The sequence below is a fragment of the Streptomyces sp. NPDC088785 genome, assembly GCF_044750685.1.
In the GTDB taxonomy this organism is placed as follows: domain Bacteria; phylum Actinomycetota; class Actinomycetes; order Streptomycetales; family Streptomycetaceae; genus Streptomyces.
The window spans coordinates 1,176,757-1,203,245 of the sequence record NZ_JBIVKH010000001.1 but is presented as its reverse complement, the minus strand read 5'-3'; the positions used below and the strand labels follow the sequence as shown (position 1 = coordinate 1,203,245).

Annotated in this window: 31 protein-coding genes; 19 read left to right on the top strand and 12 right to left on the bottom strand. The window is 72.8% G+C overall.

The genetic code is table 11. The annotated features are described in order from the left end of the window. Positions 1–15: 15 nt before the first annotated feature. From ACIP5K_RS05545 to mshD, 5 genes are all read right to left on the bottom strand, one after another. A complete protein-coding gene (locus ACIP5K_RS05545; protein WP_401405145.1) occupies positions 16–972 on the bottom strand; it encodes a hypothetical protein in 957 nt (318 codons plus the stop codon). After that, positions 969–1,970, bottom strand: coding sequence for a hypothetical protein (locus ACIP5K_RS05540; protein ID WP_401405143.1), 1,002 nt, complete (start codon positions 1,968–1,970; stop codon positions 969–971). The genes ACIP5K_RS05545 and ACIP5K_RS05540 overlap by 4 nt, the downstream gene beginning before the upstream one ends. Further along, positions 1,967–2,860, bottom strand: a complete 894-nt coding sequence (locus tag ACIP5K_RS05535; protein ID WP_401405142.1) for an ABC transporter ATP-binding protein — start codon at positions 2,858–2,860, stop codon at positions 1,967–1,969. The genes ACIP5K_RS05540 and ACIP5K_RS05535 overlap by 4 nt, the downstream gene beginning before the upstream one ends. After that, positions 2,857–3,249, bottom strand: coding sequence for a GntR family transcriptional regulator (locus tag ACIP5K_RS05530; protein ID WP_401405304.1), 393 nt, complete (start codon positions 3,247–3,249; stop codon positions 2,857–2,859). Before ACIP5K_RS05530 ends, ACIP5K_RS05535 begins: the two co-directional genes overlap by 4 nt. Positions 3,250–3,403: 154 nt before the next feature. Next, positions 3,404–4,336 carry a mycothiol synthase gene (gene mshD / locus ACIP5K_RS05525; protein ID WP_401405140.1) on the bottom strand — a complete coding sequence of 311 codons (933 nt, stop codon included), beginning with the start codon at positions 4,334–4,336 and terminating at the stop codon, positions 3,404–3,406. A 136-nt stretch (positions 4,337–4,472) separates the two neighbouring features. On the opposite strand from mshD, the gene ACIP5K_RS05520 reads away from it, so the two are divergent. The 4 genes from ACIP5K_RS05520 to ACIP5K_RS05505 all read left to right on the top strand — a co-directional run bounded on the left by ACIP5K_RS05520 (position 4,473) and on the right by ACIP5K_RS05505 (position 8,781). After that, a complete protein-coding gene (locus ACIP5K_RS05520; protein WP_401405138.1) occupies positions 4,473–6,296 on the top strand; it encodes a bifunctional metallophosphatase/5'-nucleotidase in 1,824 nt (607 codons plus the stop codon). A gap of 297 nt (positions 6,297–6,593) precedes the next feature. Next, positions 6,594–7,847 carry a DUF2993 domain-containing protein gene (locus ACIP5K_RS05515; protein WP_401405136.1) on the top strand — a complete coding sequence of 418 codons (1,254 nt, stop codon included), beginning with the start codon at positions 6,594–6,596 and terminating at the stop codon, positions 7,845–7,847. An 85-nt stretch (positions 7,848–7,932) separates the two neighbouring features. Beyond that, entirely contained in the window at positions 7,933–8,526 is a 594-nt protein-coding gene (locus ACIP5K_RS05510; RefSeq protein WP_401405134.1) for an ArsR/SmtB family transcription factor, read from the top strand. A gap of 54 nt (positions 8,527–8,580) precedes the next feature. Continuing rightward, a complete protein-coding gene (locus ACIP5K_RS05505; RefSeq protein ID WP_401405132.1) occupies positions 8,581–8,781 on the top strand; it encodes a hypothetical protein in 201 nt (66 codons plus the stop codon). A 69-nt stretch (positions 8,782–8,850) separates the two neighbouring features. Here ACIP5K_RS05505 and ACIP5K_RS05500 read toward each other — a convergent pair whose 3' ends face one another. From ACIP5K_RS05500 to ACIP5K_RS05475, 6 genes are all read right to left on the bottom strand, one after another. Further along, complete coding sequence (locus tag ACIP5K_RS05500) at positions 8,851–10,308, bottom strand: ATP-binding protein (RefSeq protein ID WP_401405130.1); 1,458 nt, start codon at positions 10,306–10,308, stop codon at positions 8,851–8,853. After that, on the bottom strand, positions 10,305–11,039 hold the full coding sequence (locus ACIP5K_RS05495; protein WP_401405128.1) for a response regulator transcription factor: 735 nt from the start codon (positions 11,037–11,039) through the stop codon (positions 10,305–10,307). The genes ACIP5K_RS05500 and ACIP5K_RS05495 overlap by 4 nt, the downstream gene beginning before the upstream one ends. A gap of 45 nt (positions 11,040–11,084) precedes the next feature. After that, positions 11,085–11,258, bottom strand: a complete 174-nt coding sequence (locus ACIP5K_RS05490) for a hypothetical protein (RefSeq protein WP_401405126.1) — start codon at positions 11,256–11,258, stop codon at positions 11,085–11,087. A 45-nt stretch (positions 11,259–11,303) separates the two neighbouring features. Next, on the bottom strand, positions 11,304–12,356 hold the full coding sequence (locus ACIP5K_RS05485) for a S1C family serine protease (RefSeq protein ID WP_401405124.1): 1,053 nt from the start codon (positions 12,354–12,356) through the stop codon (positions 11,304–11,306). Between the two features lie 382 nt (positions 12,357–12,738). Then, positions 12,739–13,761 carry a LacI family DNA-binding transcriptional regulator gene (locus tag ACIP5K_RS05480; protein ID WP_401405122.1) on the bottom strand — a complete coding sequence of 341 codons (1,023 nt, stop codon included), beginning with the start codon at positions 13,759–13,761 and terminating at the stop codon, positions 12,739–12,741. A gap of 53 nt (positions 13,762–13,814) precedes the next feature. Beyond that, positions 13,815–14,654 carry a response regulator transcription factor gene (locus ACIP5K_RS05475; protein ID WP_401405120.1) on the bottom strand — a complete coding sequence of 280 codons (840 nt, stop codon included), beginning with the start codon at positions 14,652–14,654 and terminating at the stop codon, positions 13,815–13,817. Between the two features lie 276 nt (positions 14,655–14,930). On the opposite strand from ACIP5K_RS05475, the gene ACIP5K_RS05470 reads away from it, so the two are divergent. The 14 genes from ACIP5K_RS05470 (at position 14,931) to ACIP5K_RS05405 (ending at position 25,059) form a co-directional block, all read left to right on the top strand. Next, a complete protein-coding gene (locus ACIP5K_RS05470; RefSeq protein WP_401405118.1) occupies positions 14,931–15,755 on the top strand; it encodes an alpha/beta hydrolase in 825 nt (274 codons plus the stop codon). A 48-nt stretch (positions 15,756–15,803) separates the two neighbouring features. After that, positions 15,804–16,058, top strand: a complete 255-nt coding sequence (locus ACIP5K_RS05465; protein WP_401405116.1) for a MoaD/ThiS family protein — start codon at positions 15,804–15,806, stop codon at positions 16,056–16,058. Positions 16,059–16,063: 5 nt separating this feature from the next. After that, complete coding sequence (locus ACIP5K_RS05460) at positions 16,064–17,308, top strand: hypothetical protein (RefSeq protein ID WP_401405114.1); 1,245 nt, start codon at positions 16,064–16,066, stop codon at positions 17,306–17,308. A gap of 100 nt (positions 17,309–17,408) precedes the next feature. Next, the gene (locus ACIP5K_RS05455; protein ID WP_401405112.1) at positions 17,409–18,137 is read left to right on the top strand and encodes a DUF2993 domain-containing protein; all 729 of its coding nucleotides are present in this window, start codon (positions 17,409–17,411) and stop codon (positions 18,135–18,137) included. Between the two features lie 216 nt (positions 18,138–18,353). Beyond that, positions 18,354–18,434: a putative leader peptide gene (locus ACIP5K_RS05450; RefSeq protein ID WP_351257108.1), complete on the top strand. Its 81-nt coding sequence runs from the start codon at positions 18,354–18,356 to the stop codon at positions 18,432–18,434. Positions 18,435–18,575: 141 nt separating this feature from the next. Further along, entirely contained in the window at positions 18,576–19,421 is an 846-nt protein-coding gene (locus tag ACIP5K_RS05445; protein ID WP_401405110.1) for a sulfurtransferase, read from the top strand. Positions 19,422–19,466: 45 nt separating this feature from the next. Continuing rightward, entirely contained in the window at positions 19,467–19,754 is a 288-nt protein-coding gene (locus ACIP5K_RS05440) for a DUF1416 domain-containing protein (protein WP_401405108.1), read from the top strand. A gap of 113 nt (positions 19,755–19,867) precedes the next feature. After that, positions 19,868–20,164, top strand: coding sequence for a DUF3099 domain-containing protein (locus tag ACIP5K_RS05435; protein WP_401405106.1), 297 nt, complete (start codon positions 19,868–19,870; stop codon positions 20,162–20,164). Between the two features lie 133 nt (positions 20,165–20,297). Further along, a complete protein-coding gene (locus ACIP5K_RS05430) occupies positions 20,298–21,059 on the top strand; it encodes a hypothetical protein (protein WP_401405105.1) in 762 nt (253 codons plus the stop codon). Continuing rightward, positions 21,056–21,865: a hypothetical protein gene (locus ACIP5K_RS05425; RefSeq protein ID WP_401405103.1), complete on the top strand. Its 810-nt coding sequence runs from the start codon at positions 21,056–21,058 to the stop codon at positions 21,863–21,865. Before ACIP5K_RS05430 ends, ACIP5K_RS05425 begins: the two co-directional genes overlap by 4 nt. Next, positions 21,862–22,785, top strand: coding sequence for a hypothetical protein (locus tag ACIP5K_RS05420; RefSeq protein ID WP_401405101.1), 924 nt, complete (start codon positions 21,862–21,864; stop codon positions 22,783–22,785). Before ACIP5K_RS05425 ends, ACIP5K_RS05420 begins: the two co-directional genes overlap by 4 nt. 212 nt (positions 22,786–22,997) lie before the next feature. Next, positions 22,998–23,570: an FABP family protein gene (locus ACIP5K_RS05415; RefSeq protein WP_401405099.1), complete on the top strand. Its 573-nt coding sequence runs from the start codon at positions 22,998–23,000 to the stop codon at positions 23,568–23,570. 36 nt (positions 23,571–23,606) lie between these two features. Next, positions 23,607–24,044 carry a Fur family transcriptional regulator gene (locus ACIP5K_RS05410; protein ID WP_401405097.1) on the top strand — a complete coding sequence of 146 codons (438 nt, stop codon included), beginning with the start codon at positions 23,607–23,609 and terminating at the stop codon, positions 24,042–24,044. 34 nt (positions 24,045–24,078) lie between these two features. Then, positions 24,079–25,059: a YgfZ/GcvT domain-containing protein gene (locus ACIP5K_RS05405; protein WP_401405095.1), complete on the top strand. Its 981-nt coding sequence runs from the start codon at positions 24,079–24,081 to the stop codon at positions 25,057–25,059. A 40-nt stretch (positions 25,060–25,099) separates the two neighbouring features. Here the strand turns inward: ACIP5K_RS05405 and dtd are convergent, their stop codons facing one another. Continuing rightward, a complete protein-coding gene (dtd, locus tag ACIP5K_RS05400) occupies positions 25,100–25,525 on the bottom strand; it encodes a D-aminoacyl-tRNA deacylase (RefSeq protein WP_401405093.1) in 426 nt (141 codons plus the stop codon). 179 nt (positions 25,526–25,704) lie between these two features. Between dtd and ACIP5K_RS05395 the strand changes: the two genes are divergently transcribed. Next, on the top strand, positions 25,705–26,298 hold the full coding sequence (locus ACIP5K_RS05395) for an ABC transporter substrate-binding protein (RefSeq protein ID WP_401405091.1): 594 nt from the start codon (positions 25,705–25,707) through the stop codon (positions 26,296–26,298). Positions 26,299–26,489 lie beyond the last annotated feature (191 nt).

Below are 26,489 nucleotides of genomic sequence, written 5' to 3'. Positions count from 1 at the left end.
CGGGGGCCGGGGACGTCATCGGGCGACCCTCCTGCGCAGGATGCCGTACGTGGCGAGCACGATCAGGGCCGTCACGGCCAGCAGCAGCCCCGTCTCGACCAGTTGGAGCGGCCAGAAGTGGGAGGGCGGGTGGCCCTCGCGGTAGTAGCCGGTGATGTGGTGCTCGGCGACGCAGGCGGCGTCGCCCACGCACATCGGGTCGGGGATGTGCGCGCCGGAGGAGGTGACCGCTCCCTCCTCGATGAGGTAGCCGGGGAACCTGAGGTAGTTCTGCTCGACCGTGCCCACCCGGGTCTCGGTGGGCCACAGGCGCGGGCGCAGCAGGGCGGCGGACATGGTCAGCGCGACCGTGAGCACCAGGCCGAGCCCGGCCCCGGTCAGCGCCCGGCGGTGCACGAACGCCATCAGCGCGCCGCAGGCGAGGCCCAGCAGGGGCAGGGCGATCGCGACGGGTCCCAGCACCTCGAAGCTGCCGGAGAACCAGCGGTTCTGCGGGAGGTCGGGCGCCGCGGCGGCGACCTGGCGGCGCAGCACCACCAGCAGCGTGGTGCCGGTGACCAGGGCCAGAGCGGGCAGCGCCAGCTTCGTGGTCAGCCAGCGGGCCGGCGGCACGGACTGGGTCCACGCCAACCGGGCGGTGCCGCTCTCCAGTTCGCGGCCGATCAGGGCGCCGCCCGCGAACACGGCGGCGGCGGCCGGCAGCATCGACAGGAAGGTGTCCACGAAGGACAGGGCGTAGTGGAACGCGCCGGCGGTGGGGCCGTCGGCGACGCACTCGTTGGCCACCGCCGGGTCGCAGGGGCCGGCGAGGCCGAGGCCGGAGGTGCCCGGTCCCCAGGCCCACAGCAGCACACCCGCGAGGAGGACGACGTACGCCGTCCACAGCCACAGGGTGCCCCGGTGCAGCCGCAGCACGGTCCAGGTCAGGCCCGAGCGGGGGGAGACGGCGACGGGGAGGGAGAGCGTGCTCACGCGGTGGCCCCCTTCGCGGGCTTCTTCGGCTGGTGGCGGCGCAGGACCAGGAAGGCCGCGACGACGAGGAGGGCGGTGAGGGCGAGCAGGATGCCCGTCTCGGTGAGCTGGCGCGGCCAGTAGTCCGGTGAGGGCAGGTAGTGCCGGTCGAAGCCGGTGACGTCGTGCGCGGCGAGGCACTTGCGGTCCATGTAGCACCCGGGGTCGGGGATCTCCGCGCCGGTGGAGGTGATCGCCTTGCTGTGGACGGGGATCTCCGGCTGCGGGTGGCCGCCCTGGAACGGCCAGGAGTTCGCGCGCAGCGCGCCGACCAGATAGGTGCCGGTCCCGGCGGCCACGACGGCGGGCAGGGTGCGGCGGACGACGAGCGCGGCGCAGACGCCCAGGGCGAGTCCGAACAGGACGTTCGCGATCGTGGCCGGGCCGATGGCGAAGTAGAGGGAGCGCGGGCCGATCCCGGCGATCAGCAGGTGGTTGTGGGACCGCCACACCAACACGTACAGGGCGACGACGAGGGTGGTGCCGACGGTGACGGCGATCGCGGGCAGCGCCAGCTTGGCGGTCAGCCAGCGGGCCGGGGTGACCGACTGGGTCCAGGCGAGGCGTGCGGTGCCCAGCTCCAGCTCGCGGGCGATCAGCGGGCCCGCCGCGAAGACGGCGACGGCGACCGCCGCGATCCGGGTGAGCGTCGCCGGGTCGTAGAAGAGGGAGTCGAAGGAGGTGCCGAGGAAGGCCAGGGCGGCGGTGCGGCCCTCCCAGGCGACGTCCTGCGCCCCCGCGTACCCGAACGCGTCGAACGCCTGCTGGGCCGTCGAGGCGCCGGGGCCCCACAGCCACAGCAGCAGGCCGGCGCTGACGGCGACATAGCCGGTCCACACCCACAGGGCGGTGCGGTGCAGGCGCAGCACGGTCCACACCAGGCCGTCGGCGCCGGGCAGGGTGCGGCGCACCGGGCGCGGGCCGGTGGCCGTGGCGGGCTCGTCCAGGGTGGTGCTCACGCCGTCACCGCCGTGCGGGGCGCGGCCGCGGTGCTCGGGGTGAGCAGCGCGGGGGCGTCGGGGGCGCGCAGGTGGGCCAGGAGCAGCTCCTCCAGGGAGGGCTGCTGCACCTCCCAGCCGTCGTCGACGGGGCCGTCCCTGCGGATCAGGGCGGTGACGCCGCGGCCCGAGGCGCGGGACTCGATGACGGTGTGGCCGGTCAGGTCGCCGCGGCCGGTGACCAGGCTGTGCGCGGCGAGCAGGTCGTCGATGCCGCCGCCGAGCCGGATCCGGCCGCCGCCGAGGAGCAGCAGGTGGTCGCAGGCGTCGGCCAGCTCGGACACGATGTGGGACGACATCAGCACGGTCGTGCCGTGCTCGGCGGCGTCCGCCATCAGGGTGCCCATCAGCTCGTGCCGGGCCAGCGGGTCCAGGTCGGCCATCGGCTCGTCGAGGAGCATCAGCTCCGGGCGCTTGCCGAGGGCGAGGGCGAGCGCGACGCGGGTGCGCTGGCCGCCGGAGAGCGCGCGGATCTTCGTGCGGGGGTCGAGCGAGCCGGCCTCGACGATCTGTGTCGCGTAGGCCGCGTCCCAGCGCTCCTGGTTCAGCTCGGCGCCCATGCGCAGGGTGTCGGCGACGGACAGCTGGGGGTGCAGGGGCTTGTCCTGGGAGAGGTGGGCGACCTTGGCGCGGAACTCGCCGGGGGCGCCGCCGAGCACGCGCAGCTCGCCGCTGCTCTGGCGCAGCAGGCCGGCCGCGATGGAGAGCAGGGTCGACTTGCCCGCGCCGTTCGGCCCGACGAGCGCGCTGATCCGGCCGGTGGGCAGCCGGAACGAGCAGTCGTCCAGGGCCGCGGCGGTCTGCCGGCCGTAGCGCTTTCCGAGGGCCGTCGCCTCGATCGCCGTACTCATGAAGTCCCCTTGGTGGTGGTGAAGTGTGTTTCCAACGCGACGGTGAACAGGGCCGCGACGTCCTCGCGGTCCATCCCCGCCTCCCTCGCCCGTCGCGTCCAGTCCTCCAGCTCGCTGCGCAGCGGCGAGTCGCCGGGGCCGGAGCCGAGGGACCTGCGCACGAAGGTGCCCAGGCCGCGGCGGGCCTCCACGAGGCCGTCGCGCTCCAGCTCGCGGTAGGCCTTGAGGACCGTGTTGGGATTGATGGCCGTGGCTTCGACGACCTCGCGGGCCGTGGGCAGCTTGTCGCCGGGTTCGAGCATGCCGAGCCGCAGTGCCTGCTCGGTCTGGTGGACGATCTGCAAGTAGGTGGCGACGCCGCTGTGGCGGTCGATGCGGAATTCGATCACTGGTCCGGCGGGCTCGGCCCGCCTGGCGGGCTCGGCCGGATCGACGGGCTCGGCCACGGGCGTACCCCCCTTTCACTAATCAAGTAGTGAAAGGGTGATGCAAGAGAGGGGGCGGCGTCAAGTGACGCCGCCCCCTGACCCGGTGACCGGGGCGTTATGACTCGGTTCGGTACATCAGATCCGTTTCGTACGTCGTGAAGCCGAGCCGCTCGTACACGCTCACCGCCGCCTTGTTGTCGGCGTCGACGTAGAGCATCGCCGTCGGCAGGCCGGCCGCCGCGAGATGGCGCAGCCCCGTCGCGGTGAGCGCCTTGCCGAGGCCGCCGCCCTGCCCCGCGGGGGCCACCCCGACCACGTACACCTCGCCCAGCCGCTCCTCGGCGTGCACCTTCGTCCAGTGGAAGCCGACCAGCTCGTCGCCCTTGAACGCGAGGAAGAAGCCGCGCGGGTCGAACCACGGCTCGCTCTTGCGGTCGTCCAGGTCGCGCTGGGTCAGGGAGCCCTGCTCGGGGTGGTGGGCGAACGCCGCCGCGTTCACCGCCAGCCACGCGGCGTCGTCCTGGCCGGGCACGAAGGTGCGGATCCGGACGCCCGCCGGGAGCACCGGCTCGGGCAGTTCCAGGTCGGTCAGCGGCCGCCGCATCTGGCGCAGCTCGCGGAACAGCGTCAGGCCGAGCACCTGCGCCAGGTGGCGTGCCGCGCCGTGCCCGCCGTGCGCCCACACCCGCAGCCGCTTGCCCGAGGCCGCGAGCAGCGCCGCGCCGAGCGCCCGCCCGTGGCCGCGCCCGCGCCGCGCCGGGTGCACCACCAGCTCGGCGGCCGGGGCCTCCACCGGGTCGGTGTCCTCCAGCTGGGCGTAGCCGGCCAGCTTCCCGTCGACGGAGAGCAGCAGATGGGTGATGCCGTCGCGCTCGCCGCGCAGATGGAGCCGCCCCTGCTCCGAGACGGCCTGCTGGCCGTCGGCGCGGGCGGCGTCGGTGAGCAGGGCGAGCACGGCGGCGGACTGCTCGGCGGAGAGGGTGGTCAGGGTGTCGATACGGCGGCCCGGGAGGGCGGGACCGGGGGTGTTCGCGGGGTCCGTGGTCATGGTCCCGAGGGTACGGCGGAGGGCTCGGGGGAGTCGGCAACCAGCTCGTAACCTGCAATCCCCTGTTGTGCTACGCGCGTTGACCCTAGGCTGCCCGGCAGTCGCAGTCTTCGTACAGCACCCAAGGGGATCCTCCATGCCCACCAGGACGAACCGGCGTCTGAGAACCGCGCTCGGCACCGTCGCCACCCTCGCCACCGCGGGCGCGCTGATGGCCGCCATGCCCGCGAGCGCGGCCCACGACCGGGGCCACGGTCACGGTCCCGGCCACGGCCGGGACAGTGGCCGCTACCAGGACGTGCAACTGCTGTCGTTCAACGACTTCCACGGGAACCTGGAGCCGCCGGCCGGCTCCTCGGGCCAGGTCACGCAGAGGCAGGCCGACGGCACGACGAAGCAGGTCGAGGCGGGCGGTGTGGAGTACCTGGCCACCTCCCTGCGCACGGCCCGCAAGAACCACCCCTACAGCGTGACGGCCGCCGCCGGTGACCTGATCGGCGCGAGCCCGCTGCTGTCCGGCCTCTTCCACGACGAGCCCACCGTCGAGGCCATGAACAAGCTCGACCTGGACGTCACCTCGGTCGGCAACCACGAGTTCGACGAGGGCGCCACCGAGCTGGCGCGGATGCAGAACGGCGGCTGTCACCCCACCGACGGCTGCTACGAGGCGGGCAAGAAGTTCAAGGGCGCCGACTACCCCTACCTCGCCGCGAACGTGACGAACGAGAAGACCGGCAAGCCGGTGCTCGCCCCCTACTGGGTGTGGAAGCACAAGGGCGTGAAGATCGGCTTCATCGGCGTCACCCTCGAAGGCACCCCGAACATCGTCTCGGCCTCGGGCGTCAAGGGCCTGAAGTTCCACGACGAGATCGAGACGGTCGACAAGTACGCGAAGATCCTCGACAAGCAGGGCGTGAAGTCGATCGTCGCCCTGATCCACGAGGGCGGCGCCCCGGCCTCGGCCGCGTACAACGACGACTGCGACTCCCCGGGCGCGGGCGCCGGCGTGTCGGGCCCGATCGTGGACATCGCCAAGGGCATCACGCCGAAGGTCGACGCCCTGGTCACCGGCCACACCCACAACGCGTACGTGTGCACGATCCCGGACCCGTCCGGCAAGCCGCGCATGGTCACCAGCGCCTCCTCGTACGGGAAGCTGTACACGGACACCACGCTGACCTACGACCGCCGCACCCGGGACATCGTCCGCACGTCGGTGAAGTCCCCGTCGTCCGCGAACCACGTGGTCACGCGCACGCAGGACAAGGCCGCCGACATGACGGCCCTCATCGGCCGGTGGAACAAGCTGGCCGCGCCCGTCGCGAACCAGCCCGTCGGCTACATATCCGGCGACATCGCGGGCCGCGGTGCCGGTACGCCGGAGGAGCCGCTCGGCGACCTGATCGCCGACGCCCAGCTCGCGCACGCCAAGTCCCTCGACCCGAAGGCGTCCCTGGCGCTGATGAACCCGGGCGGGGTGCGCTCCGACCTCGTGTACAAGGCGAGCGGCGCCGAGGGCGACGGGGTCGTCACCTACGGCGAGGCGTTCACCGTGCAGCCCTTCAGCAACACCGTGAACCTGGCGGACCTCACCGGCGCGCAGGTCGTCCAGGCGCTCCAGCAGCAGGTCAGCGGGGCGAACGAGGCGTCGCCGAAGATCCTTCAGCCGTCCGCCGGGCTCACGTACACGCTCGACATGACGAAGTCCGGCGCCGCCCGGGTCGTCGTCGACTCGATCCGGCTCGACGGCGCGCCCATCGACCCGGCCGCCACCTACCGCGTCGCGATGAACTCCTTCCTCGCGGGCGGCGGCGACGGGTTCGCGGCGCTCGGTGCCGGGACGAACCCGCTGGTCGGCGCGGACGACCTGAAGGCGTTCAACGACTACCTGACGGCCAACTCCTCCGCGGCCGACCCGATCGCCCCGCCGGCGGCGGACCGGATCACCCTCGTGAAGTGACCCCGTGGCGCCCGCGGCCGCACCCGGCCGCGGGCATACGCCGCGAGCGGCCGGGCATACGCCGCGAGCGGCCGGGCAGGCGGGTGAAAAGGATCACGACGGCGAACGCGCCGGCACCCGCCCCGGTCCCGGGGCCGCCGACCCGTCGGCGACGCCCGCCGCCCTGCCGGCGGCGGGCACGGTCCTGGTGGCGCGGCGCAGCCGGAGGCACGGGAGGCCGCTCCGGCCGGGCGCGCTACGGTGCTCGCGGAGGGCGAGGCTTGCGGGCGGGGCCGGTCCCTGTGGTGAAATCACCCGATGCGTACCCCCCACCGCATATCCAACGACCGCTTTCCGTTTGACGGTTGGCAGGAGGACTCCGTTCCCCCGGAGTCCACCGGCGCCCGCCGTCCGTACGCCAATCCGTACGACGAGCTGGGCGCCCTCGGCGGGAATCCGCTCGACGACGTGCTCCGCGAGGAGCCCGCGCACCCGGACGACGAGGACTGGTCGCCGCCCGACCACCGCGGTCGCGGCCGGCGCCGCTTCGGCAGCCTCTCCCTCGCGGTCAAGGGCCTGGTCGCGGTCCTCGTCCTCACCGCGTTCCTCGCCCTCGCCGACCGCTGGGCCGTCCTGTACGCCGAGCACCGCGCCGCCCAACAGCTCAAGAAGGAGCTGAAGCTGACGGCCGCGCCCGAGGTCGAGATCGAGGGCTTCCCCTTCCTCACCCAGCTCGCCGACCGGCGTGTGGACCAGGTGCGGGTGACCGTCCCCGACGTCGCCGCCGACCGGGTCACCCTGGCCAAGGTCCAGGCGACCGCGCAGGACGTCCGCATCCGGGGCGAGGGCTTCACCGGCATCAGCGGCGCGACCGTCGACCGGATGCGGGGCGAAGTGCTGCTCAGCTTCGCCGACATGAACCGCGAACTGGGCGCCTCCCAGGTCACCTTCACCGGACACGGCCACAACCGGGTCCTCGCGCGCGGCACGCTGCCCGTCGCCGGCCACGACCTCACGGTGCGCGCCGACGCCTCCATCCAGCGGCTGGGCGCCACCGGCGTCTCCACCGACATCGACCACATGAGCCTCGGGATCGGCGACCTCGCCACGTACCGGCCCGGCACCGACGCCGACCAGGGCCTGCACCTGACGCCGAAGTCCGTCGCCCGGCTCACCGCCGAGACCGACAAGGCGCGCAGGCTGCTGTCCATCCCGGCGATCGTGCACCGCGCCGGTGTCCCCGCGAGCGCCGTGCGGCAGGCCGAGCACAGCGACGACCGGCTGAGCGCGCTGACCGGCTCCCCGCGCTTCGTGCGCAAGGTGATGGGGATGAACCTCATCGACATCGCCGCCGACAACCCCTGGCTGCTGCGGAAGATCGGCATCGACCCGGGCCTGCTCGACGGCCTGGCCGAGCTGACCCGCCCCGAACTCGCCGACCGGCTCTCGCTCGCCTTCCAGCTGCCGAAGCTGCCGGGCGACCACGGGTACGTACGGCTGCGGGACGTGAAGGTCGAGCGGGGCGGGATCCGGGTGGACCTGTCGGGGGCGGGGCTGTCGGTCGGGAAGTAGCCCGGGAGGGCGGGGCGGGAGCGCGCCGCGACCAGTTGCAAAGAAACTGTTGCAAGTACTTCTTTGCATAGCTATCTTTGTACGCATGGACAAGCCGATGCCGCCCACTCCGTCCAAGGTCCGTGACCTCGACGCCCGATCGCTGCGCGGGCTCGCGCACCCGCTGCGCATGCGCCTCCTCGACTCCCTGCGCTACGACGGGCCGGCCACCGCCTCCCAGCTCGCCGAGAAGCTGGGCGAGTCGAGCGGCGCGACCAGCTACCACCTGCGCCAGCTCGCCGCGCACGGCTTCGTCGAGGACGTGCCGGAGCGGGGCAAGGGGCGGGAGCGCTGGTGGGGGGCGGCCTACCAGGGCCTGTCCATCGACAACGCCCTGCTCCAGGACCAGGACCCCGAGGTGCGCGGCGCCGCCGACTTCTACCTCCACGAGGTCGCCACGTCGCAGATGCGCAACCTGTCGACCTGGCTCGGCACCCGCCGCGAGTGGCCCGAGGAGTGGTCCCGGGCCGGCGACCTGAGCAGCGACACGCTGCGGCTCACGCCGGAACTCGCCGAGGAACTGGTCGAGAAGATGCACGCGCTGGTCGGCGAGTACCGCGATCTGGCCGTCACCGAGAACGACCCGCGGGCCGAGCGGGTGCGGGTCCACACGCACACGTTCCCGATCAGCAGCGACTGACCCCGTCCGCGGTCCACGCTCCTTCGCCCACCGAACGCACCGAAAGGGTTTCCCATGCATCCCGAGGTCCATCTCGCCCTGCACGACACCCGCGCCGCCGAACTCCGCGCCGACGCCGACGCGTACCGGCTGGCCGCCACCGCCGCGGAGGACGGCCGCCCGGCCGGCCTGCGCACCCGCCTCGGCTGGACCCTCGTCGAGGTCGGGCTGAAGCTGGCCGCCCCGGCGAAGAACTCGGCCCCCGCTCCCGCGTGAGCGCGGGGCCCTGTCCTCGAACTCCTGAGACTCCCAGATCTCCCAGAACTCCCAGAACTCCTAGAACTCCTAGGAGTTCTCGAAGTCCTCGAACGCGTCGGCGGGCGGGCCGGGCGGCGGGGTCGGCGCCCCGGGCAGCCGCATCGTCGCCACGGTGCCGCCGCCGTCCGCCGCGGCGAGCGTGACCTCGCCGCCGTAGCCCTCCACCGTGCGGGCCACGATCGACAGGCCGAGCCCCGACCCCGGCAGCGCGCGGGCCGTCGGGGAGCGCCAGAACCGGTCGAAGACGTGCGGCAGTTCGTCGGCCGGGATGCCGGGGCCGTGGTCCCTGACCGTCAGCACCCCGCGCATCAGGTGGACCTCGACGGTGGCGCCGGGCGGGCTGAACTTCACCGCGTTGTCCAGCAGGTTGATGATGGCGCGCTCCAGCGCCGCCGGCTCCGCCCGGACGTACCAGGGGGCCAGCTCGGCGAGGATCTTCAGCTCCGGGCCGCGCAGCCGGGCGCGCTCCAGGGCCTGGCGGGCCGTCTCGTGCAGGGAGACGACCTTCAGCGGGCCCTCGGTGCCGGTCAGTCCGGACCGCGACAGCTCTTGCAGGTCCCCGATGAGCGCGGCCAGTTCGGTCATCTGCGCCTTGACCGACGCCATCAGCGCCTTGCGGTCGTCCGGGGGGATCGCGCGGCCGGTCTCCTCGCTGCGGGTGAGCAGTTCGATGTTGGTCCGCATCGAGGTCAGCGGGGTCCGCAGTTCGTGGCCCGCGTCGGCGATGAGCTGCTGTTGCAGCTCGCGGGAGGAGGCCAGGGACGCCGCCATCGAGTTGAAGGAGGCGGACAGCCGGGCGATCTCGTCGTCGCCCTCCACCGGGATCCGGACCGTCAGATCCTCGGTGGCGGCGACGTGTTCGACCGCGTCGGTGAGCTGGTCGACGGGGCGCAGGCCGGTCCGCGCGATCCACAGCCCGGCCGCCGTGGCGCCGACGACGCCGATGCCGCCGACGGCGAGCAGCACCCAGGCGAGGGTGGCGAGGGGTTCGGTGACCTCGTCGAGGGGGCTGGCGATGGAGATCGCGGTGCCCACGACCCGGTTGTGGTCGCCGTCGACCACGGGCACCGTCAGGACCCGCATGGCGGCGCCGTTCTCGGCGTCGGTGGTGTGCAGCGCGTCGTCCGCGTCGCCGTTGGCCACCGCCACGTCGGAGGGCTGGGCGGGGATCGCGGACACCCCGCGCCAGGTGCAGGCGCCGCCGTCGGAGGAGATGACCTGGATGGTCGGCCCCGGCAGGTCCTTGGGCTGCCCGGTGAGGGCCGTGCAGTTGATCAGGCCGAACTGCTGCTGACGGCTGCTCTGGCTCAGCGAGCCGACCTGGTTGTGCAGCTCCCGGTCCATCTGCGCGTACAGCTGGGTGCGCGTGATGAACCAGCAGGTGACGGCCACCGCGGCGACGGCGGCGGCGACGGCCACGGCCACCAGCAGCGCCAGCCGCGACCTCAGCGGCAGGGCGCGCAGCCGCCGGACCAGTGTGCTCACTCGGCGCTCCCCGACCGCAGCACGTACCCCACACCCCGCACGGTGTGCACGAGCCGGGGTTCGCCGCCCGCCTCGGTCTTGCGGCGCAGGTACATCACGTACACGTCGAGGGAGTTGGACGACGGCTCGAAGTCGAAGCCCCAGACCGCCTTGAGGATCTGCTCGCGGGTGAGGACCTGGCGCGGGTGGGCCAGGAACATCTCCAGCAGGGTGAACTCGGTACGGGTCAGCTCCACCGTGCGCTCGCCGCGGGTGACCTCCCGGGTCGCCAGGTCCATCCGCAGATCGGCGAAGGACAGCGCGTCGGAGTCGGCGGCCGCGCCCGCCGCCGACGCGTAGGAGCTGCGGCGCAGCAGGGCGCGGACCCGGGCGAACAGCTCGTCGAGCTCGAAGGGCTTGACCAGGTAGTCGTCGGCGCCCGCGTCGAGCCCGGTGACCCGGTCGCCGACCGTGTCGCGGGCGGTGAGCATGAGGATCGGCGTCGTGGACCCGGTGGCGCGCAGCCGGCGGGCGGCGGTCAGGCCGTCCATGCGCGGCATCTGGATGTCGAGGACCACGAGGTCGGGCCGGTGGGCGGCCGCCTTCTCCAGGGCGTCCGCGCCGTCGACGGCGACCTCGGTGCCGTACCCCTCGAAGGCGAGGGAGCGTTGCAGTGCCTCGCGGACGGCGGGCTCGTCGTCCACGATGAGGATGCGGTGCTGGGCTTCGCGGTCGCCTTCGGCGGGGCTCATGGCGTGGGCTTCCTTAGGGGCGTGGGCGGGCACTACGACGGATTATCAGCCTCGCACGGCGGCGCGGCGCCCGCGTGCCGCCCGGCGCGGTGCCGTCGCGGGCGCCACCTCGGGGGCCCGGGCGGCCGGCGCGGAGAGCGTCGGGGCGACGGCGAGGGCGAGTCGCAGGCCGGCGGGGCCCGTGCCGGTCCCCGGGTGGCGGTGCACGGTGATGATCATGAGGTTCTCCCTGGTCGGCGCTGCCCGGCGCGGTGGTGGGCCGGGTCAGTTGTCGGAGCCCCCGGCGCGGAGCGAGTCGAGGTCGGCCTTGACGGTGTTGATCGGGATGGCGAAGCCGAGGCCGACGCTGCCCGCGCTCGACGACGAGGACGACGACTCGGAACTGGCCGAGTACATCGCGGAGTTGATGCCGATGATGTTGCCGTTCATGTCGATCAGGGCGCCGCCGGAGTTGCCGGGGTTGAGGGAGGCGTCGGTCTGGAGGGCCTTGTACGTGGTCGTGGAGGAGCCGGTGTCGCCGTTGAACTCCTGGCCGCCGAACTCGAACGGCCACTGGCCGCTGCCGCCGCCCTGCTGTTGCTGTTGCTGCTGCTGCGAGCCCTCGTCGGTGGAGACGGTGACGTCGCGGTCGAGGGCCGAGACGATGCCGCTGGTCACGGTGCCGGTCAGGCCTTCGGGGGAGCCGATGGCGACGACGTCGTCACCGACCTTGACGCCGGAGGAGTCGCCGAGCGTGGCGGCCTTGAGGCCGGAGGCGTTCTTCAGCTTGATGAGCGCCAGGTCCTTCTTGGCGTCGGTGCCGACGACCTCGGCGGTGTAGGTCTTGCCGTCGCTCGTCCGTACCTTCACGGAGGAGGCGCCGGAGATCACGTGGTTGTTGGTGAGGATCTCGCCGTCGCCGGTGAGGATCACTCCGGAGCCGGTGGAGGAGCCGCCGCTCAGCGTCGCGTTGACCTCGACGATCGAGGGGCTGACCGCCTCCGCGACACCGGAGACGGTGCCCCGCTTGGAGCTGGGCACCACCGTGGTGCTGGTCGAGGAGGACGCCGTGGTGGAGGAGCCGGTCAGCTCCTGGAAGGCGTACGCGGTGCCGCCGCCGACGGCTGCCGCCGCTATGGCCACCGCCGCGAGCAGTCCGAACGGGCCGCGCAGGCGCTTCTTCTTCGCGTGGGGCTGCGGGGGGTACGGGGGGTGGGCGGGCGGGGGCGGCCACGCGCTGTCCACCGGGGTCGTCGGGTTCTGCTGCGGGCTCTCGGAGTACGGGGACTGCTGCGGGCCCTGGGGGTACTCGCCGTCGCGGCGGAAGCTCTCGGTCATGTCTGTAAGCGTGGGCCGCGTTCATGAGAGGCGGCTGAGTGTGCCCTGAGAGTCCCGGCAGAACCCTGTTTGCCCGAAATAAAGCCGCCCGCCCCACCGCGGTGACCGCTCGCGCAGTTCCCCGCGCCCCTGGGTGGCTTTCGGGTGCCCCACCGTGGTGGCTGGTCGCGCAGTTCCCCGCGCCCCTGGGTGGTCTTTCGGGTGCGCCACCGTGGTGGCTTGGCGCGCAGTTCCCCGCGCCCCTGAGGCTCGCGCTTCGCGCGCCTCATCGGGGGCGCGCCTCTTTGATGAGATGGCGCACGAAGTGCGCATCTCAGGGGCGCGGGGAACTGCGCGAGAAGCGGCCACCGGGCCGCGGGTGGGGAACTGTGTGGGCCGGAGGTCAGGCGCAGCCGCAGGACTGGCGGACCACCAGGCGGGACGGGAACTGCTTCAGGCGTTCCCGCCGCGACCCGGCCACCCGCAGCGAATCGTCCAGCACCAGATCGACGGCGGCCCGCGCCATCGCGGGCCGGTCCGAGGCGACCGTGGTGAGCGGCGGATCGGTGAGCCCCGCCTCCTTGACGTCGTCGAACCCGGCCACGGCCAGCTCCCTCGGCACATCGATGCGCAGCTCGCGCGCGGCCCGCAGCACACCGATGGCCTGGTCGTCGGTGGAGCAGAAGATGGCCGGCGGCCGATGCGGCCCGGCGAGCAGCTCCAGCCCCACCTGGTACGCGTCGTAGCGGTTGTACGGCGCCTCGAAGAGCCGCCCCTCCGTGGACCGGCCCGCCTCGTGCATGGCGCGCCGCCAGCCCTCGACGTGGTCCGAGACCGGGTCGCCGACGGACGGGGTGTCGGCGGTGCCGCCCAGACAGGCCACATATGCGTAACCGTGTTCGAGGAGGTGCCGGGTGGCGAGCTGGGCGCCGCCGAGGTCGTCCGTCACGACGGCGACGTCGTCGATGGCCTCGGGCCGCTCGTGCAGCAGCACCACGCGGGCGTCCCACGCCTCGATCTCGGTCGCCGCCAGATCGTTCAGACCGTGGCTGACGAGGATCAGGCCGGACACCCGCATGCCGAGGAACGCGCGCAGATGGTGCACCTCGCGGTCGCCGATGTAGTCGGAGTTGCCGACCAGCACCATCTTTCCGCGCTCGGACGCCGCCTGCTCCACGGCGTGCGCCATCTCCGCGAAGAACGGCTGGCGCGAGTCCGGCACGATCATGCCTATGAGGTCGGTCCGGCGGGAGGCCATCGCCTGGGCCACCCGGTCCGGCCGGTACCCCAGCTCCTTGATGGCGGCGAGCACGCGCTCGCGCGTGGCCGGGGCGACCGGCCGGGGTCCGTTGTTGATCACGTAGGACACGACGGCGGTCGAAGTACCCGCCAGTCGCGCAACGTCGTCCCGAGTCACCTTGGCCACGCGCGGAGTCTACGCGGATGGACCACCCTCTGGGCAGGGCGTAAACCCGCTCGCTAGGAGTCGGCCGAGACCGTCTCGGCGCGCCGGGCGGCCGCCCTGTCCGCTTCGTCACGGTTCGTGGAGGAAGCGGACGTCTCGTTCTTCTCGGCCGCCTTCTCCTTGTCCGCCCGGTCCGCCCGGTCCGCCCGGTCCGCCCGGTCCGCCCGCTCGGCCTTCTCGGGCTTCTCCGGCGTGACGAACCGGTAGCCCACGTTGCGCACGGTCCCGATCAGGGACTCGTGCTCGGGGCCGAGCTTGGCGCGCAACCGGCGTACGTGGACGTCGACGGTCCGGGTGCCGCCGAAGTAGTCGTAGCCCCAGACCTCTTGGAGCAGCTGGGCGCGGGTGAAGACCCGGCCCGGGTGCTGCGCGAGGTACTTCAGGAGCTCGAACTCCTTGAAGGTGAGGTCGAGGACGCGGCCCTTGAGCTTGGCGCTGTACGTCGCCTCGTCCACCGACAGGTCGCCGTTGCGGATCTCCATGGGGGAGTCGTCGGCGACGATCTGCTGCCGGCCCATCGCGAGCCGCAGCCGGGCCTCGACCTCGGCCGGTCCCGCCGTGTCCAGCAGGACGTCGTCGATGCCCCAGTCGGCGGTGACGGCGGCGAGGCCGCCCTCCGTCACGACCAGGACCAGCGGACAGCCGGGCCCGGTGGAGCGGAGCAGCTGACAGAGGCTGCGGACCTGCGGGAGGTCGCGCCGCCCGTCGATCAGGATCACGTCGGCCCCGGGGGTGTCGACGAGGGCGGGGCCCTCCGCCGGCGCCACGCGCACGTTGTGCAGAAGAAGGCCGAGGGCGGGAAGCACCTCCGTCGACGGCTGAAGGGCGTTCGTCAGGAGCAGCAATGAACTCATCGCGCCCCACCTGCCTGGGTCGTCATACGTTCGTGCACGGTTCGCTCGCCCATAACGTCTGGTTCCTCCTCGGTCCCTGCGAGGACGTTTGCGGCACTGCTTCGTGTTGCTCGTACTGCTGTTCTCTGCGTGTGTTCTCTGCGTGCGCGGCCGTGTTCGCGGGCCCGCGCCCCGGGCCCCGCGCCGTCGGGCGCGAGTCGTATACAACGCGCCTGAAAGCACAAAAGGACCCGGGGGCTGCACTGCCCGAGTCCTTCGCCCAGCAGAATAGCCCACATGAGTACGGGTCCGGCAGGTGAAAAACGTGGATCTTCTGTGCGGCCGATCACTGAACGAGCGCGGCGCGTGATGCTGCGGACACAGGACGGGGTCGCGATCGACGCGGCCTACACGCCCGGATCCGGGCCCGCGGACCGGCCCGTGATCGTGCTGGCGCACGGGTTCACCGGCGATCTGGAGCGGCCCCACGTGCGGCGCGCCGCGGAGGTCTTCGCGCAGGGTGCGGCCGTGGTCACGTTCACGTTCCGCGGCCACGGACGCTCGGGCGGGCGCTCCACGGTCGGCGACCGGGAGGTGCTGGATCTCGCGGCGGCCGTCGCCTGGGCGCGGTCCCTCGGGCACGAGCGGGTCGTGACGGTCGGATTTTCGATGGGTGGCTCCGTGGTGCTGCGGCACGCCGCGTCGCACAGAGGGCGCACGGAAGCGCGCACCGACGCGGTCGTCGCCGTGAGTGCCCCGGCCCGCTGGTTCTACCGGGGGACCGCCCCGATGCGGCGGCTGCACTGGGTCGTCACGCGGCGCGCCGGACGGGTGGTGGGCCGTGTCGGCCTGCGCACCCGCATCCACCCCCACGACTGGGACCCGGTCCCGCTCTCCCCGGTCGAGTCGGTGCCGCTGATCGCGCCGACGCCGCTGCTCGTGGTGCACGGCGACCGCGACCCGTACTTCCCCCTCGACCACCCCCGGATGCTCGCCGAGGCCGCCGCGGGCGGCGCCGACCTCTGGCTGGAGGAGGGCATGGGGCACGCCGAGCACGCGGCGAGCGACGCGCTGCTCGCGCGGATCGGGGAGTGGGCCCGCACGGCGGGTACCGCACAATAGGACGCCGGTCGGAGAACCGGACCGTGGAACCGTGGAGAGGAGCGCCCTGTGGCCATCGGCACCCTTCGTTACTGGGCGGCGGCCAAGTCGGCCGCCGGCGTGGCCGAGGAACCGTACGACGCCGACGACCTGGGCGCGGCCCTGGCCGCGGCCCGTGAGCGGCACCCGGGAGAGCTGGTCCGGGTCCTCCAGCGCTGCTCGTTCCTCGTCGACGGCGACCCCGTCGGGACGCGCGTCCATGAGACGGTACGGCTGGCCGAGGGCGGCACGGTCGAGGTGCTCCCGCCGTTCGCAGGAGGGTGACACCGATGAGCAACAACGAGCAGTACCCGTACGACCACCAGCATCAGCAGCACCAGCAGCACCAGCAGTACGAGTACGACCAGCAGCAACAACAACAGCAACAGCAGCAGCAACAACAGCAGTACGGGCACGGTTCGCAGGGACAGTTCGCGCAGCAGTCGTACGAGGGCGAGCCCACCCAGTACTGGCAGGCGCAGACCTGGGACACCCAGGTCCAGCCCGCACCGGTGCAGCACTACCAGCAGCAGCCGTACCAGCAGCAACAGCAGCAGCAACAACAGCAGCAGTCGTATGTGCCGCCGCAGCAGCAGGAGTACGGCTACGGCCACGGTGAGCAGCAGGCCCAGCCGCTGCCCCCGCAGCAGGAGTGGCCGCAGGAGCCGGCGCAGCAGGTCCCCGCTCCGGCGCCCGAGCCCGCGCCCGCACCGGCAGCCGGGCCCGCGGCGGCCGACGGGCCCGGCTACGGCCCGGCCACCGTCACCGGGAACCCCCGGGTCACCGACGCCCAGCGGGCCCGCGCCGAGGGCCGTTCGCCGATCATCGAGCCGGGTATCCAGCCCGCCGGGCTGACCGCGCTGCTCGGGCTGCTCCTCGCGGGCGGCGCCGCCGTCGACGCGTACGCGCTGCTCGTCCCGCTGGTGCTGCTCCAGGCGGTCACGGCCGCCGGCTGGTTCCGGCTCAACGGCATGTGGCCCGCCCGGCAGGGCATCGCCCTCGCCTTCCTGGGCGGCGTCGTCGCGGACGTCGCCCTGCTCGTGGCGGGCCGCGAGCACGGGCCCGCCGCGATCCTCGGCACGCTCGGCGTCTGGGTGCTGCTCACGCTGGTGCTGCAACTGCGCTCGCACGCCTCGCCGGACGAGCGGATGTACGGGCTGATGGCGACCGTCGTCTCGGCGGCGCTCGCGATCGCGGCGGCCGGGCACCTGGCGGCCGACCCCGACGCGGTGACGGTGGGCGCCATCGCCGTGGCCGTCGCCGTCCTGGCCCGCGCGCTGCCGCTGCCGACGCCGGTGTCCGTCGTGGTCGCGCTGCTGGCCGGCGCCGGGGCGGGGATCGCCGCGGGCGGCCTGACCGGCATCGGCTCGGGCGGGGCGCTGCTCGGCGCCGGGGCCGCGGCCGCCGCGCTGATCGGGCACCGCGTCGCCTCGTACGACTACCCGTCGCGGTTCGTCCACATGACGGCGGGCGTCGCCCTGCCGCTCGCCGCCGCCGCGCCGGTCGTGTACGTGCTGGGCCGGGCGATCGGCTGACCGGCGCGCCGCTTTGGGCCGGGAAGGCCGCGGTCGACAACTTCGTGACAACCGGGCCGGCCCGGCCCGCGGCCCCCCGCCCCCGCGTACCCTCCGGACCATGCGCGCACTGCGAATACTGCTGATCCTCGTCGTGATCCTGGGCGGCCTCTTCGTGATCGCCGACCGGGTCGCGGTCCACATCGCCGAGGGCGAGGCCGCCGACCGGATCCGCGAGAGCGAGGGCCTCGCGAGCACGCCGTCCGTGTCGATCGGCGGCTTCCCGTTCCTGACCCAGGTCGCCGACGGCACCCTGGACGACGTCGAGGTCGGCATCGACGACTACGAGGCGAAGAACGCCGACGGCAGCATCCGCATCGCGGACATGGACGCGCACATGCACGGCGTGAAGTTCGCCGGCGACTACAGCTCGGCGACCGCCGCCTCCGCCACCGGCACGGCGACCGTCTCCTACGCCGAACTCCGCAAGGCCGTCCGCAGGGCGGGCCCCGCCCGGGTCGGCCCCGGCATCAGCGCGCAGATCGACGGGCTCGCGTACGCGGGCGACCACAAGATCAGGCTGACGATCGCCTTCCAGACCCCCCTGGGCACCCTGCGCCCCACCGTGACCAGCGCCGTCGGGGTCACCGACGGAAAGCTCACCGCCCGCGCCGACAGCCTGCCGAAGGTCGGCTCGTTCGACCTCGGCGAGTCCACGCTGCGCGGGGTCACCGACTTCCGGCAGGCGATCGACAACCTGCCCGCGGGGATCGAGCTGGACAAGGTCGAGGCGGGCGAGGACGGCGTCGAGATCTCGGTGACGGGTTCGGATCTGCGCCTCGTCGGGTAGGCCACAGCGCGGGGCCGTCCCGCGCCGCCGCCGTCCGAAGGCCGAGACGGCCGCGTCCGTACCGCAGCGGTCCGCGGGCGCCGGCGGGGCACCGGCGCGTCCCGGGACCGGCCGCGGCGGCTCCGTGGGACCATCGATCTCACATTCCGGTCGATCCCGTCTCATTATTCGACACGTCGGTGACACGGCCGCCGGTGCGTCCTTACGATCGGTGTCATGAAGCGACAGGCGGATCTCACGAAGCGGCGGGCAGTAGACCTGTGCCGCGTCGCCGCCATGCTCTGTCGCACCGCCTGAGCGGGGCGGTCGGCCACCGGGCCGCATTCCCGATTCCCGCTTTCCGGGCCCCTTGAGACGCGACACACGACTCGGGGTCACCGTGCGCATCCGCACCCATTCGTTCCGCATGCCTGCCGAAACTGCCCCGGAGGAAACAGCATGAGCCGCAGCGACGTCCTGGTCGACGCCGACTGGGTCGAGGCCAACCTCGACAACGACAGCGTGGCGATCGTCGAGGTGGACGAAGACACGTCCGCGTACGACAAGAACCACATCAAGAACGCCATCCGCATCGACTGGACCAAGGACCTCCAGGACCCGGTCCGCCGTGACTTCATCGACCAGGCCGGTTTCGAGGAGCTGCTGTCGAAGAAGGGCATCGGCAACGACACGACCGTCGTGCTCTACGGCGGCAACAACAACTGGTTCGCCTCGTACGCGTACTGGTACTTCAAGCTCTACGGCCACCAGGACGTCAAGCTCCTCGACGGCGGCCGCAAGAAGTGGGAGCTGGACTCCCGCGACCTGGTCGACGGCTCGCAGGTCCCCAACCGGCCGGCCACGCAGTACAAGGCCAAGCCGCAGGACACCTCGATCCGCGCCTTCCGCGACGACGTCGTGAACGCGATCGGCAGCCAGAACCTGGTCGACGTGCGCTCGCCCGACGAGTTCTCCGGCAAGCTGCTCGCCCCGGCGCACCTCCCGCAGGAGCAGTCGCAGCGTCCGGGCCACGTCCCGTCCGCCCGCAACATCCCGTGGTCGAAGAACGCCAACGACGACGGCACCTTCAAGTCGGACGACGACCTGAAGGCGCTGTACGCCGAGGAGCAGGTCGACCTGGCCAAGGACTCCATCGCCTACTGCCGCATCGGTGAGCGCTCCGCGCTCACCTGGTTCGTGCTGCACGAGCTGCTCGGCGTCGAGAACGTCAAGAACTACGACGGTTCGTGGACCGAGTACGGCTCCCTCGTCGGCGTGCCGATCGAGCTCGGCGCCAACAAGTAACCACCAGCAATCCGACAACCGACCTCTCGTATCTAGGAGTTCAGCATGTGTGGAGCGAAGGCCGGCGGCCCCGACGCCTCGACGATCAAGCCCGGTGAGACCACCATCCAGGGTCAGGTCACCCGCGACGGCGAGCCGGTGACGGGCTACGTCCGTCTGCTCGACTCGACCGGTGAGTTCACCGCCGAGGTCCCGACCTCGGCCACGGGCCAGTTCCGCTTCTACGCGGCCGAGGGCACCTGGACCGTGCGCGCGCTGGTCCCGGGCGGCACGGCGGACCGCACGGTCGTCGCCAGCACGGGCGGGCTCGCGGAGGTCGCGATCGCGGTCTGAGCGAGGCGGCGAGCGACGGCCGGAGGGCCGCATCCCAGGGGGTTGGACGCCACTGGACGGGATGCGGCCCTCCGGCTTGCCCGGAGTCGTCGGTCCGGGCTTACGCTGAAGACATGTACGCGCGGCGGAAGCACGCCTACTTCGCCATGATGGGCGTCTGCATCGCTCTCTTCGTCCTGGCGTGGGGCGTCGTGCGCCTCTGGTCCGTCCCCGCCGCCGTGATCATGTGCGTCGTCGCCATGGTCATCCCGCCCTTCGCCGCCATCGTCGCCAACCGGCGCGGGCCCGACGACCGGTGGTGGGACGACCCCGGCGGCGCACCGCCCGCCGACACCTCCCGCCGTCCCTCCGGCGATCCGACGTCCGACGAGTGGTGGGACGAGCTGGACGGGAAGAAACGCCCGCGCTGACGGCCTTCGCCCGGACCGTCCCGCCCCGGTGATCGTTTCGTGATCAACCGCCGGGCAACCCTCCCCCGCCGCTGTGGGTCTCCTGTGCGCGCGGTGAACGGAATCCGCGCTTCGAGTTCCGTGGGGGGACCCGTTGAGTGACGAACGAACATCAGAACCGGGGAGCACACCGCGGCCACCCGAAGAGGCGCCCCGGCGCGGCCGCGGCCGCACCCCGGCCCTGATCGGCGCGGCCGCCCTGCTCGGCGCCGTCGCCGGGCTGTGCACCGGGTACGTCGTGCAGGCGGGCCGGGCCCCCGACCCGCTGCCGCCGCTCGCCCAGCAGAAGATCGCCCAGGACAGGGACGGCAAGGCCCCCGAGGCCCTGCCGGCGGCCCGGGACCGGCGGGTCAGGACCGACGGCGACCTGCGCGCGCTGCTGGTGGCGCGCCCCTCGGGCACCCAGAAGGCGCCCCGCTCCCCGCAGGGCTGGGTCGACCAGTACGGCGTCGCGACGGACTTCGAGGATCCGGCCACCGCGTTCCGCAGCCTGTCCTCCGACGGCTTCCGGCGGGCCGTGTCCGTCTCCTGGCAGCGCGGCGCGTCCACGACCATGGTCGGCCTCGTCCAGTACCGCGAGACCGAACAGATCGCCACCCAGGACTACGTCGTCGTGCAGAACGGCTACGCCACCGACGCCGCCGGCAACGACGGCGAGCCGATTCCCGGCAGCGCCGAGGGCCGCGTCTACGTCTACGACCGGCCCGAGACCGAGGCCGGCTACCTGCCGCTGTACAAGGCCCACTCGCTGGCGTCCCGCGGCGACGTGGTGATGGAGATCTGGATGTTCGACACCAGACCGATCCCGAAGAAGTCCGCGATGGATCTCGCCGAGCGGCAGTTGGAGCGCCTGTGAGCGACCACTCTCCGCGGCCCGAGGCCCCTGCGGCGGAGCCGCAGCCGGAGCCGCAGCCGCAATCCGAGCAGCAGCCGGAGCAGCCGCAGCCGCGCCGCCGGTCCGCCCTCGCCGTCACCGTCGCCGCTGTCGTCGTGCTCGCCGTGGCGGGCGGCGCCGGATTCACCGTGCTGAAGGTGAACGACGCCGACCGCACTGTCCGCGCCCAGGTGTGGGGCGAGCCCGAGCAGGGCAAGCAGCGCGCGGGCGCCTCCTCCGGCGCGGACCTGATGACGCGGCTGCTGCCGGTGCCCGAGGGCTACACCCCCGGGCCGGACATCGACGAGTTCGGCAACGAGAAGGTGATCACCGGCAGGGAGGCCACGGCCCGCTTCAAGAAGAGCGCCGACAACCTGCCCTCCAGCCAGCGCGAGGCCCAGCACCGGGCCATCGACAAGCTGAAGGTGAAGGGCCTGGCGGTGCGCAGCTACGCCGCGGACTCCGGCGACCTCGTCGTCGAGACGCAGCTCGCCGAGATCCAGAACCGGCAGGCGGGGCGGGGCATCAAGGAGTTCCGGTCCGGGTTCCTGCGGGCCCTCGGCGTCTTCGGCAAGGGCCCGAAGATCAAGGGGCACCGCAACGCGGACTGCTTCCGCGCGCCCCGCGACAAGAAGACCGGGCTCGACCTGCTGACGTGCAGCGCCTACCAGGACGACCTCCTGGTCGCCTTCACCGCGTACGGCCCGGCCGCCATCGACGGCAAGGCCGTCGCCGAGCTCCTGGCCCAGCAGCTCGACCACATCGCGTCACGGGGTGAGCTCATATGACGTCCCAGTCCACGGACCGGCCGATCGACGGCGGGCAGGAGCGGCCCGGGGCCCGGTTCCCGGCCCCGCCGTCGCACCCGCCGACCGTCCCGCCCGCACCCGCACCCGCACCCGAGAACGCGCCCGCGCCCGTACCCGCGCCCGAATCCGTGCCCGCCGCCGTCAAAAAGGACCGGCGCGTGCTGCGGGCCGCCCTGCGCTGGACCGCCGCCGTCGCCGTGTTCGCGGCCGTCGGCGCCGCGGTCGCGTACGGGGTCACCGAGCGGGACCGCGGCGACCTGCCGGGCCTCGCGACGAAGGGCGACGGGCGCTGGGACTACCCGGAGATCGTCCGGCCGCCGCTGCCGAAGGGCGCTCCGGCCGCGTTCGCCGAGGGCAACGCGCGCGAGGAGCACTTCGCCGACCTGCGCGCCCTGCTCCTGCCCGCGCCCGAGGGGGCCCGGGCGGACCGGGCGCTGGCCGGCGAGGACGGCTGGCTGCCCACGGCCACGTACCTGAAGACGTACCGCCGGGACGCGCGGGGCGACCTCGCGCAGGCGCTGAAGGACGGCGGGCTGCGGCACATCGCGGCGCGCGGCTGGAGCATGCCCGACGGCACGCACACCAGCATCTACCTGCTGCGCTTCAACACCAGCGCGTTCGCCCGCGAGTACCGCCGGCAGGTGAACGACAACCTGGCGACCGTGGTCGGGGCCCCGAAGACCGACCAGGACTACTCGCTCGGCGGCAGCGCCTACGCGGTGTCCCACACCCACCTGTACGTCTACGGCGAGCAGAAGCCGTACGGGAAGGAGCGGGTCCGGTACGGCTACGTCGAGGCCGGTGACGTGCTGGCCCTGGTGGTCCAGTCGGACGACGGGCACGGCACCGCCGTCCCCTTCCGGCAGACCCTCGCGCTCCAGAACCAGCTGCTCGGCTGACCTCACCGAGTGCGCCGGGCCCCACCCGACTACAGTGGGGCCCGGCTCTGTTTCCGCATACGTTCCGTTCACCGAGGAGCACCCCGTGCTTGAGGCTTTCTTCTCCGCTCTGCTCGTTCTGGTCTGCGTCGGCGTCCTCGCCTTCGCCGGTCTGACCGTGAAGAAGCTGTACCAGGGCCAGCGCTGACCTACCCGACCTGATTGAGCACTCCATGATCCAGATCCCGTCGGACCTGCACCCCGACCTCGTCCCCCTCGCGTTCCTCCTGGGCAACTGGGCGGGCGCGGGCGTCACCGACTTCCCGGGCGCCGAGAAGGCCAACTTCGGCCAGGAGGTCTCCTTCACCCACGACGGGCGGGACTTCCTGGAGTACCACTCGCACACCTGGATCCTCGACGCCGAGGGCGCCAAGGTGAAGCCGCTGGAGTCGGAGTCCGGCTTCTGGCGCGTCGGCAGGGACCGCAAGGTCGAGGTCGTCATGGTCCGCGACGACGGCGTCGTCGAGGTCTGGTACGGCGAGCTGGCGGACAAGAAGCCGCAGATCGACCTCGCGACGGACGCGGTCGCCCGCACCGCGGCCTCCGGCCCCTACAGCGGCGGCAAGCGGCTGTACGGCTACGTGAAGAGCGACCTGATGTGGGTCGGCGAGAAGCAGACCCCCGAGGTTCCGCTGCGGCCCTACATGTCGGCCCAGCTGAAGAAGGTCGTCTCCCCGGAAGAGGTCGCCGAGATGGCCCGCAACCTCCCGGACATGCCGGACGACGGCATCGCCTTCTTCAAGTAGTCGGCGCTTTTTTCAACTGGTCCTAGACTCGTGGGTGTGGTGAGCACCGACTGGAAGAGCGACCTGAGGCAGCGCGGCTACCGACTGACGCCGCAGCGCCAGCTTGTCCTGGAAGCCGTGGACACCCTGGAGCACGCGACCCCCGACGACATCCTGGGCGAAGTGCGCAGGACGGCGTCGGGGATCAACATCTCGACGGTCTACCGGACCCTGGAGCTCCTGGAGGAGCTCGGGCTCGTCAGCCACGCGCATCTGGGGCACGGCGCACCCACGTACCACCTCGCCGACCGGCACCACCACCTCCATCTGGTGTGCCGGGACTGCACGGACGTGATCGAGGCGGACGTCGACGTGGCCCGCGAGTTCACCGACAAGCTGCGCGCCGAGTTCGGCTTCGACACCGACCTGAAGCACTTCGCGATCTTCGGCCGGTGCGAGAGCTGCACCAAGGACAGGGCGCAGGCGCAGGAATAAGCGCGTCCGTCCACTCGTCGTAGTGTGTGTGACCATGCAGCGACATTCTTCGACCAGCCCCCTGCTGACCCTGCCCGGCGCCGTCCCCGCCGAGGGCGTGGACGAAGGCGTCGCCGCGCACTACGGCGACCTGTTCCGCGAGCAGCGCTCCCTCGCCGACGGATCCGGCGTCGTCGACCTCTCGCACCGCGGGGTCGTCGCCGTCACCGGGGACGACCGGCTGAGCTGGCTGCACCTGCTGCTCACCCAGCACGTCAGCGACCTGCCCGCCGGCCGGGCCACGGAAGCGCTGGTCCTCTCCGCCAACGGACACATCGAGCACGCCCTGTACCTGGTGGACGACGGCGCGACGACCTGGGTGCACGTGGAGCCCGGCACGCAGGAGGCGCTGCTCGCGTACCTGGAGTCCATGAAGTTCTTCTACCGGGTCGAAGTCGCCGACCGGACCGCCGAGTTCGCGGTCGTGCACCTGCCGGCCGGGTCCATCGCCCCGGTGCCCGACGGGGTCGCCGTGCGCGAGACGGCGCACGGCCGCGACCTGTTCCTGCCGCGCGCCGACCTGGAGTCCTACGCGGCCGCGCACGGGCCCGCCGTCGGCCTGCTGGCGTACGAGGCGCTGCGCGTCGAGCAGCACCGCCCGCGCCTCGGCTTCGAGACCGACCACCGCACCATCCCGCACGAGCTGGGCTGGATCGGCAGCGCGGTGCACCTCCAGAAGGGCTGCTACCGCGGGCAGGAGACCGTCGCCCGGGTGCAGAACCTCGGCAAGCCGCCGCGCCGGCTCGTCTTCCTGCACCTCGACGGCAGCGAGGTGCACCTGCCCGGGCACGGCGCCGAGGTGCGGCTGGCCGCCGACGGCCCCGAGGGCCGCAAGATCGGCTTCGTCACCACGTCCGTACGCCACCACGAGCTGGGCCCCATCGCGCTCGCGCTGGTGAAGCGGAACGTGCCGGCCGACGCCGCGCTGCTCGCCGAGACCACGGCGGCGGCCCAGGAAGTCGTCGTCGAACCCTGACGGCCGGGCCCGCTCGCCCGGGCCGGTGCCGCGCCGCGTCCTAGATCTCGACCAGGACCGTGAAGGGGCCGTCGTTCGTCAGCGACACCCGCATCTGCGCCCCGAACCGGCCCGTCGCCACCGTCGCGCCGAGCGCCCGCAGCTGGGCCACCACCTCGTCGACCAGCGGTTCGGCGACGTCGCCGGGCGCCGCCGCGTTCCAGGTGGGGCGGCGCCCCTTGCGGGCGTCGCCGTAGAGCGTGAACTGGCTGATCACCAGCAGCGGGGCGTCGATGTCGCTGCACGACCGCTCCTCGGCCAGCATCCGCACCGACCAGAGCTTGCGGGCCATCCGGGCCGCGTCCTGCGGGGTGTCGTCGTGGGTCACCCCGACCAGGACGCACAACCCCTCGCCCTCGATCGCGCCCACGGTCTCGCCGTCCACGACGACGCTCGCGCCGTCCACCCGCTGTACCACTGCTCGCATACGGCCATCATGCCGTGCCCGCCACCGAGGGCATCCGAACCCCCCATCCGGGGCCGATATGGGGCACTCGTACCCTAAGTGGCCACAGGGAGTGGCACGATGCTCACACGTGGTGCGCCGGAGGCGCGCGGCGGCAGTCCGGTCGAGGGGACGGTAAGCACACCATGGATTCCCATGCCATGAGTCACACAACGAGTACGGGCCCGCCCGGGGAGCCCGACACCGTGTCGCTGACCCATGTGGCGCGGCCGCCGGTGCAGCGCACGGGCAGCCCCGAACTGCCACCCGTTCCCGAGGCCGACCTGACCACGCTGCGGCTGCCCGAACTGCGCGCGCTGCGCCGGGACGCGCAGCAGAACGAGGCGGACCTGAGCTACGTGCGGCGGCTGCTCCAGGGCCGCATCGACATCCTGCGGGCCGAGCTGGGCCGCCGTCGCGACCCGGAGGGGCCGGTCGTGGACCGGCTCTCCGAGATCCTGCGCGACCAGCCCACGCGGTACCGCTCGTCGGCCCGCCACGTCACGCTCGGCACCCCGCGCAGCGAGGAGTTCCGGCGGCTCGCCGCCGACATGCTCTCCGAGGTGGCGCTGTCGGACCTGGGCGCCCGGACCGACGGCGAGCTGCACGCCGGGATGGGGCGGCTGGTCCGCTACGAACAGCAGGTGTCCCGCAGGCGGCAGCAGTTGCAGCGCACCGCCGACGATTGCAGCGCCGAGATCGCCCGCCGGTACCGGGAGGGCGAGGCGCAGGTCGACGACCTGCTCGGGGGATGACCGCGTCGGCGGATGCCGGGTCACCGCCCGTGGCGGCGTGAGGGCGGCGGCGGCGGAGCGGGCGGGCGCCGCGACGCTGGTCGCGGCCCTGTCTCCGTGCGGCGCGACGCCCTTGGTGCTCCGCGGTGGTCCGAGGCCGGGGCCCGCGGTGTCCAGCCGGAAGACCGACCGGGCTCCCGGCTCCCCTCCGG

Excerpts from the sequence above, each read along its gene's own strand:
- ACIP5K_RS05535 (WP_401405142.1), bottom strand. The coding sequence starts at position 2,860 with ATGAGTACGGCGATCGAGGCGACGGCCCTCGGAAAGCGCTACGGCCGG.
- mshD (WP_401405140.1), bottom strand. The coding sequence starts at position 4,336 with ATGACCACGGACCCCGCGAACACCCCCGGTCCCGCCCTCCCGGGCCGC.
- ACIP5K_RS05520 (WP_401405138.1), top strand. The coding sequence starts at position 4,473 with ATGCCCACCAGGACGAACCGGCGTCTGAGAACCGCGCTCGGCACCGTC.
- ACIP5K_RS05515 (WP_401405136.1), top strand. The coding sequence starts at position 6,594 with ATGCGTACCCCCCACCGCATATCCAACGACCGCTTTCCGTTTGACGGT.
- ACIP5K_RS05510 (WP_401405134.1), top strand. The coding sequence starts at position 7,933 with ATGGACAAGCCGATGCCGCCCACTCCGTCCAAGGTCCGTGACCTCGAC.
- ACIP5K_RS05505 (WP_401405132.1), top strand. The coding sequence starts at position 8,581 with ATGCATCCCGAGGTCCATCTCGCCCTGCACGACACCCGCGCCGCCGAA.
- ACIP5K_RS05495 (WP_401405128.1), bottom strand. The coding sequence starts at position 11,039 with ATGAGCCCCGCCGAAGGCGACCGCGAAGCCCAGCACCGCATCCTCATC.
- ACIP5K_RS05490 (WP_401405126.1), bottom strand. The coding sequence starts at position 11,258 with ATGATCATCACCGTGCACCGCCACCCGGGGACCGGCACGGGCCCCGCC.
- ACIP5K_RS05485 (WP_401405124.1), bottom strand. The coding sequence starts at position 12,356 with ATGACCGAGAGCTTCCGCCGCGACGGCGAGTACCCCCAGGGCCCGCAG.
- ACIP5K_RS05475 (WP_401405120.1), bottom strand. The coding sequence starts at position 14,654 with ATGAGTTCATTGCTGCTCCTGACGAACGCCCTTCAGCCGTCGACGGAG.
- ACIP5K_RS05470 (WP_401405118.1), top strand. The coding sequence starts at position 14,931 with ATGAGTACGGGTCCGGCAGGTGAAAAACGTGGATCTTCTGTGCGGCCG.
- ACIP5K_RS05460 (WP_401405114.1), top strand. The coding sequence starts at position 16,064 with ATGAGCAACAACGAGCAGTACCCGTACGACCACCAGCATCAGCAGCAC.
- ACIP5K_RS05455 (WP_401405112.1), top strand. The coding sequence starts at position 17,409 with ATGCGCGCACTGCGAATACTGCTGATCCTCGTCGTGATCCTGGGCGGC.
- ACIP5K_RS05450 (WP_351257108.1), top strand. The coding sequence starts at position 18,354 with ATGAAGCGACAGGCGGATCTCACGAAGCGGCGGGCAGTAGACCTGTGC.
- ACIP5K_RS05445 (WP_401405110.1), top strand. The coding sequence starts at position 18,576 with ATGAGCCGCAGCGACGTCCTGGTCGACGCCGACTGGGTCGAGGCCAAC.
- ACIP5K_RS05440 (WP_401405108.1), top strand. The coding sequence starts at position 19,467 with ATGTGTGGAGCGAAGGCCGGCGGCCCCGACGCCTCGACGATCAAGCCC.
- ACIP5K_RS05435 (WP_401405106.1), top strand. The coding sequence starts at position 19,868 with ATGTACGCGCGGCGGAAGCACGCCTACTTCGCCATGATGGGCGTCTGC.
- ACIP5K_RS05420 (WP_401405101.1), top strand. The coding sequence starts at position 21,862 with ATGACGTCCCAGTCCACGGACCGGCCGATCGACGGCGGGCAGGAGCGG.
- ACIP5K_RS05415 (WP_401405099.1), top strand. The coding sequence starts at position 22,998 with ATGATCCAGATCCCGTCGGACCTGCACCCCGACCTCGTCCCCCTCGCG.
- ACIP5K_RS05405 (WP_401405095.1), top strand. The coding sequence starts at position 24,079 with ATGCAGCGACATTCTTCGACCAGCCCCCTGCTGACCCTGCCCGGCGCC.
- dtd (WP_401405093.1), bottom strand. The coding sequence starts at position 25,525 with ATGCGAGCAGTGGTACAGCGGGTGGACGGCGCGAGCGTCGTCGTGGAC.
- ACIP5K_RS05395 (WP_401405091.1), top strand. The coding sequence starts at position 25,705 with ATGAGTCACACAACGAGTACGGGCCCGCCCGGGGAGCCCGACACCGTG.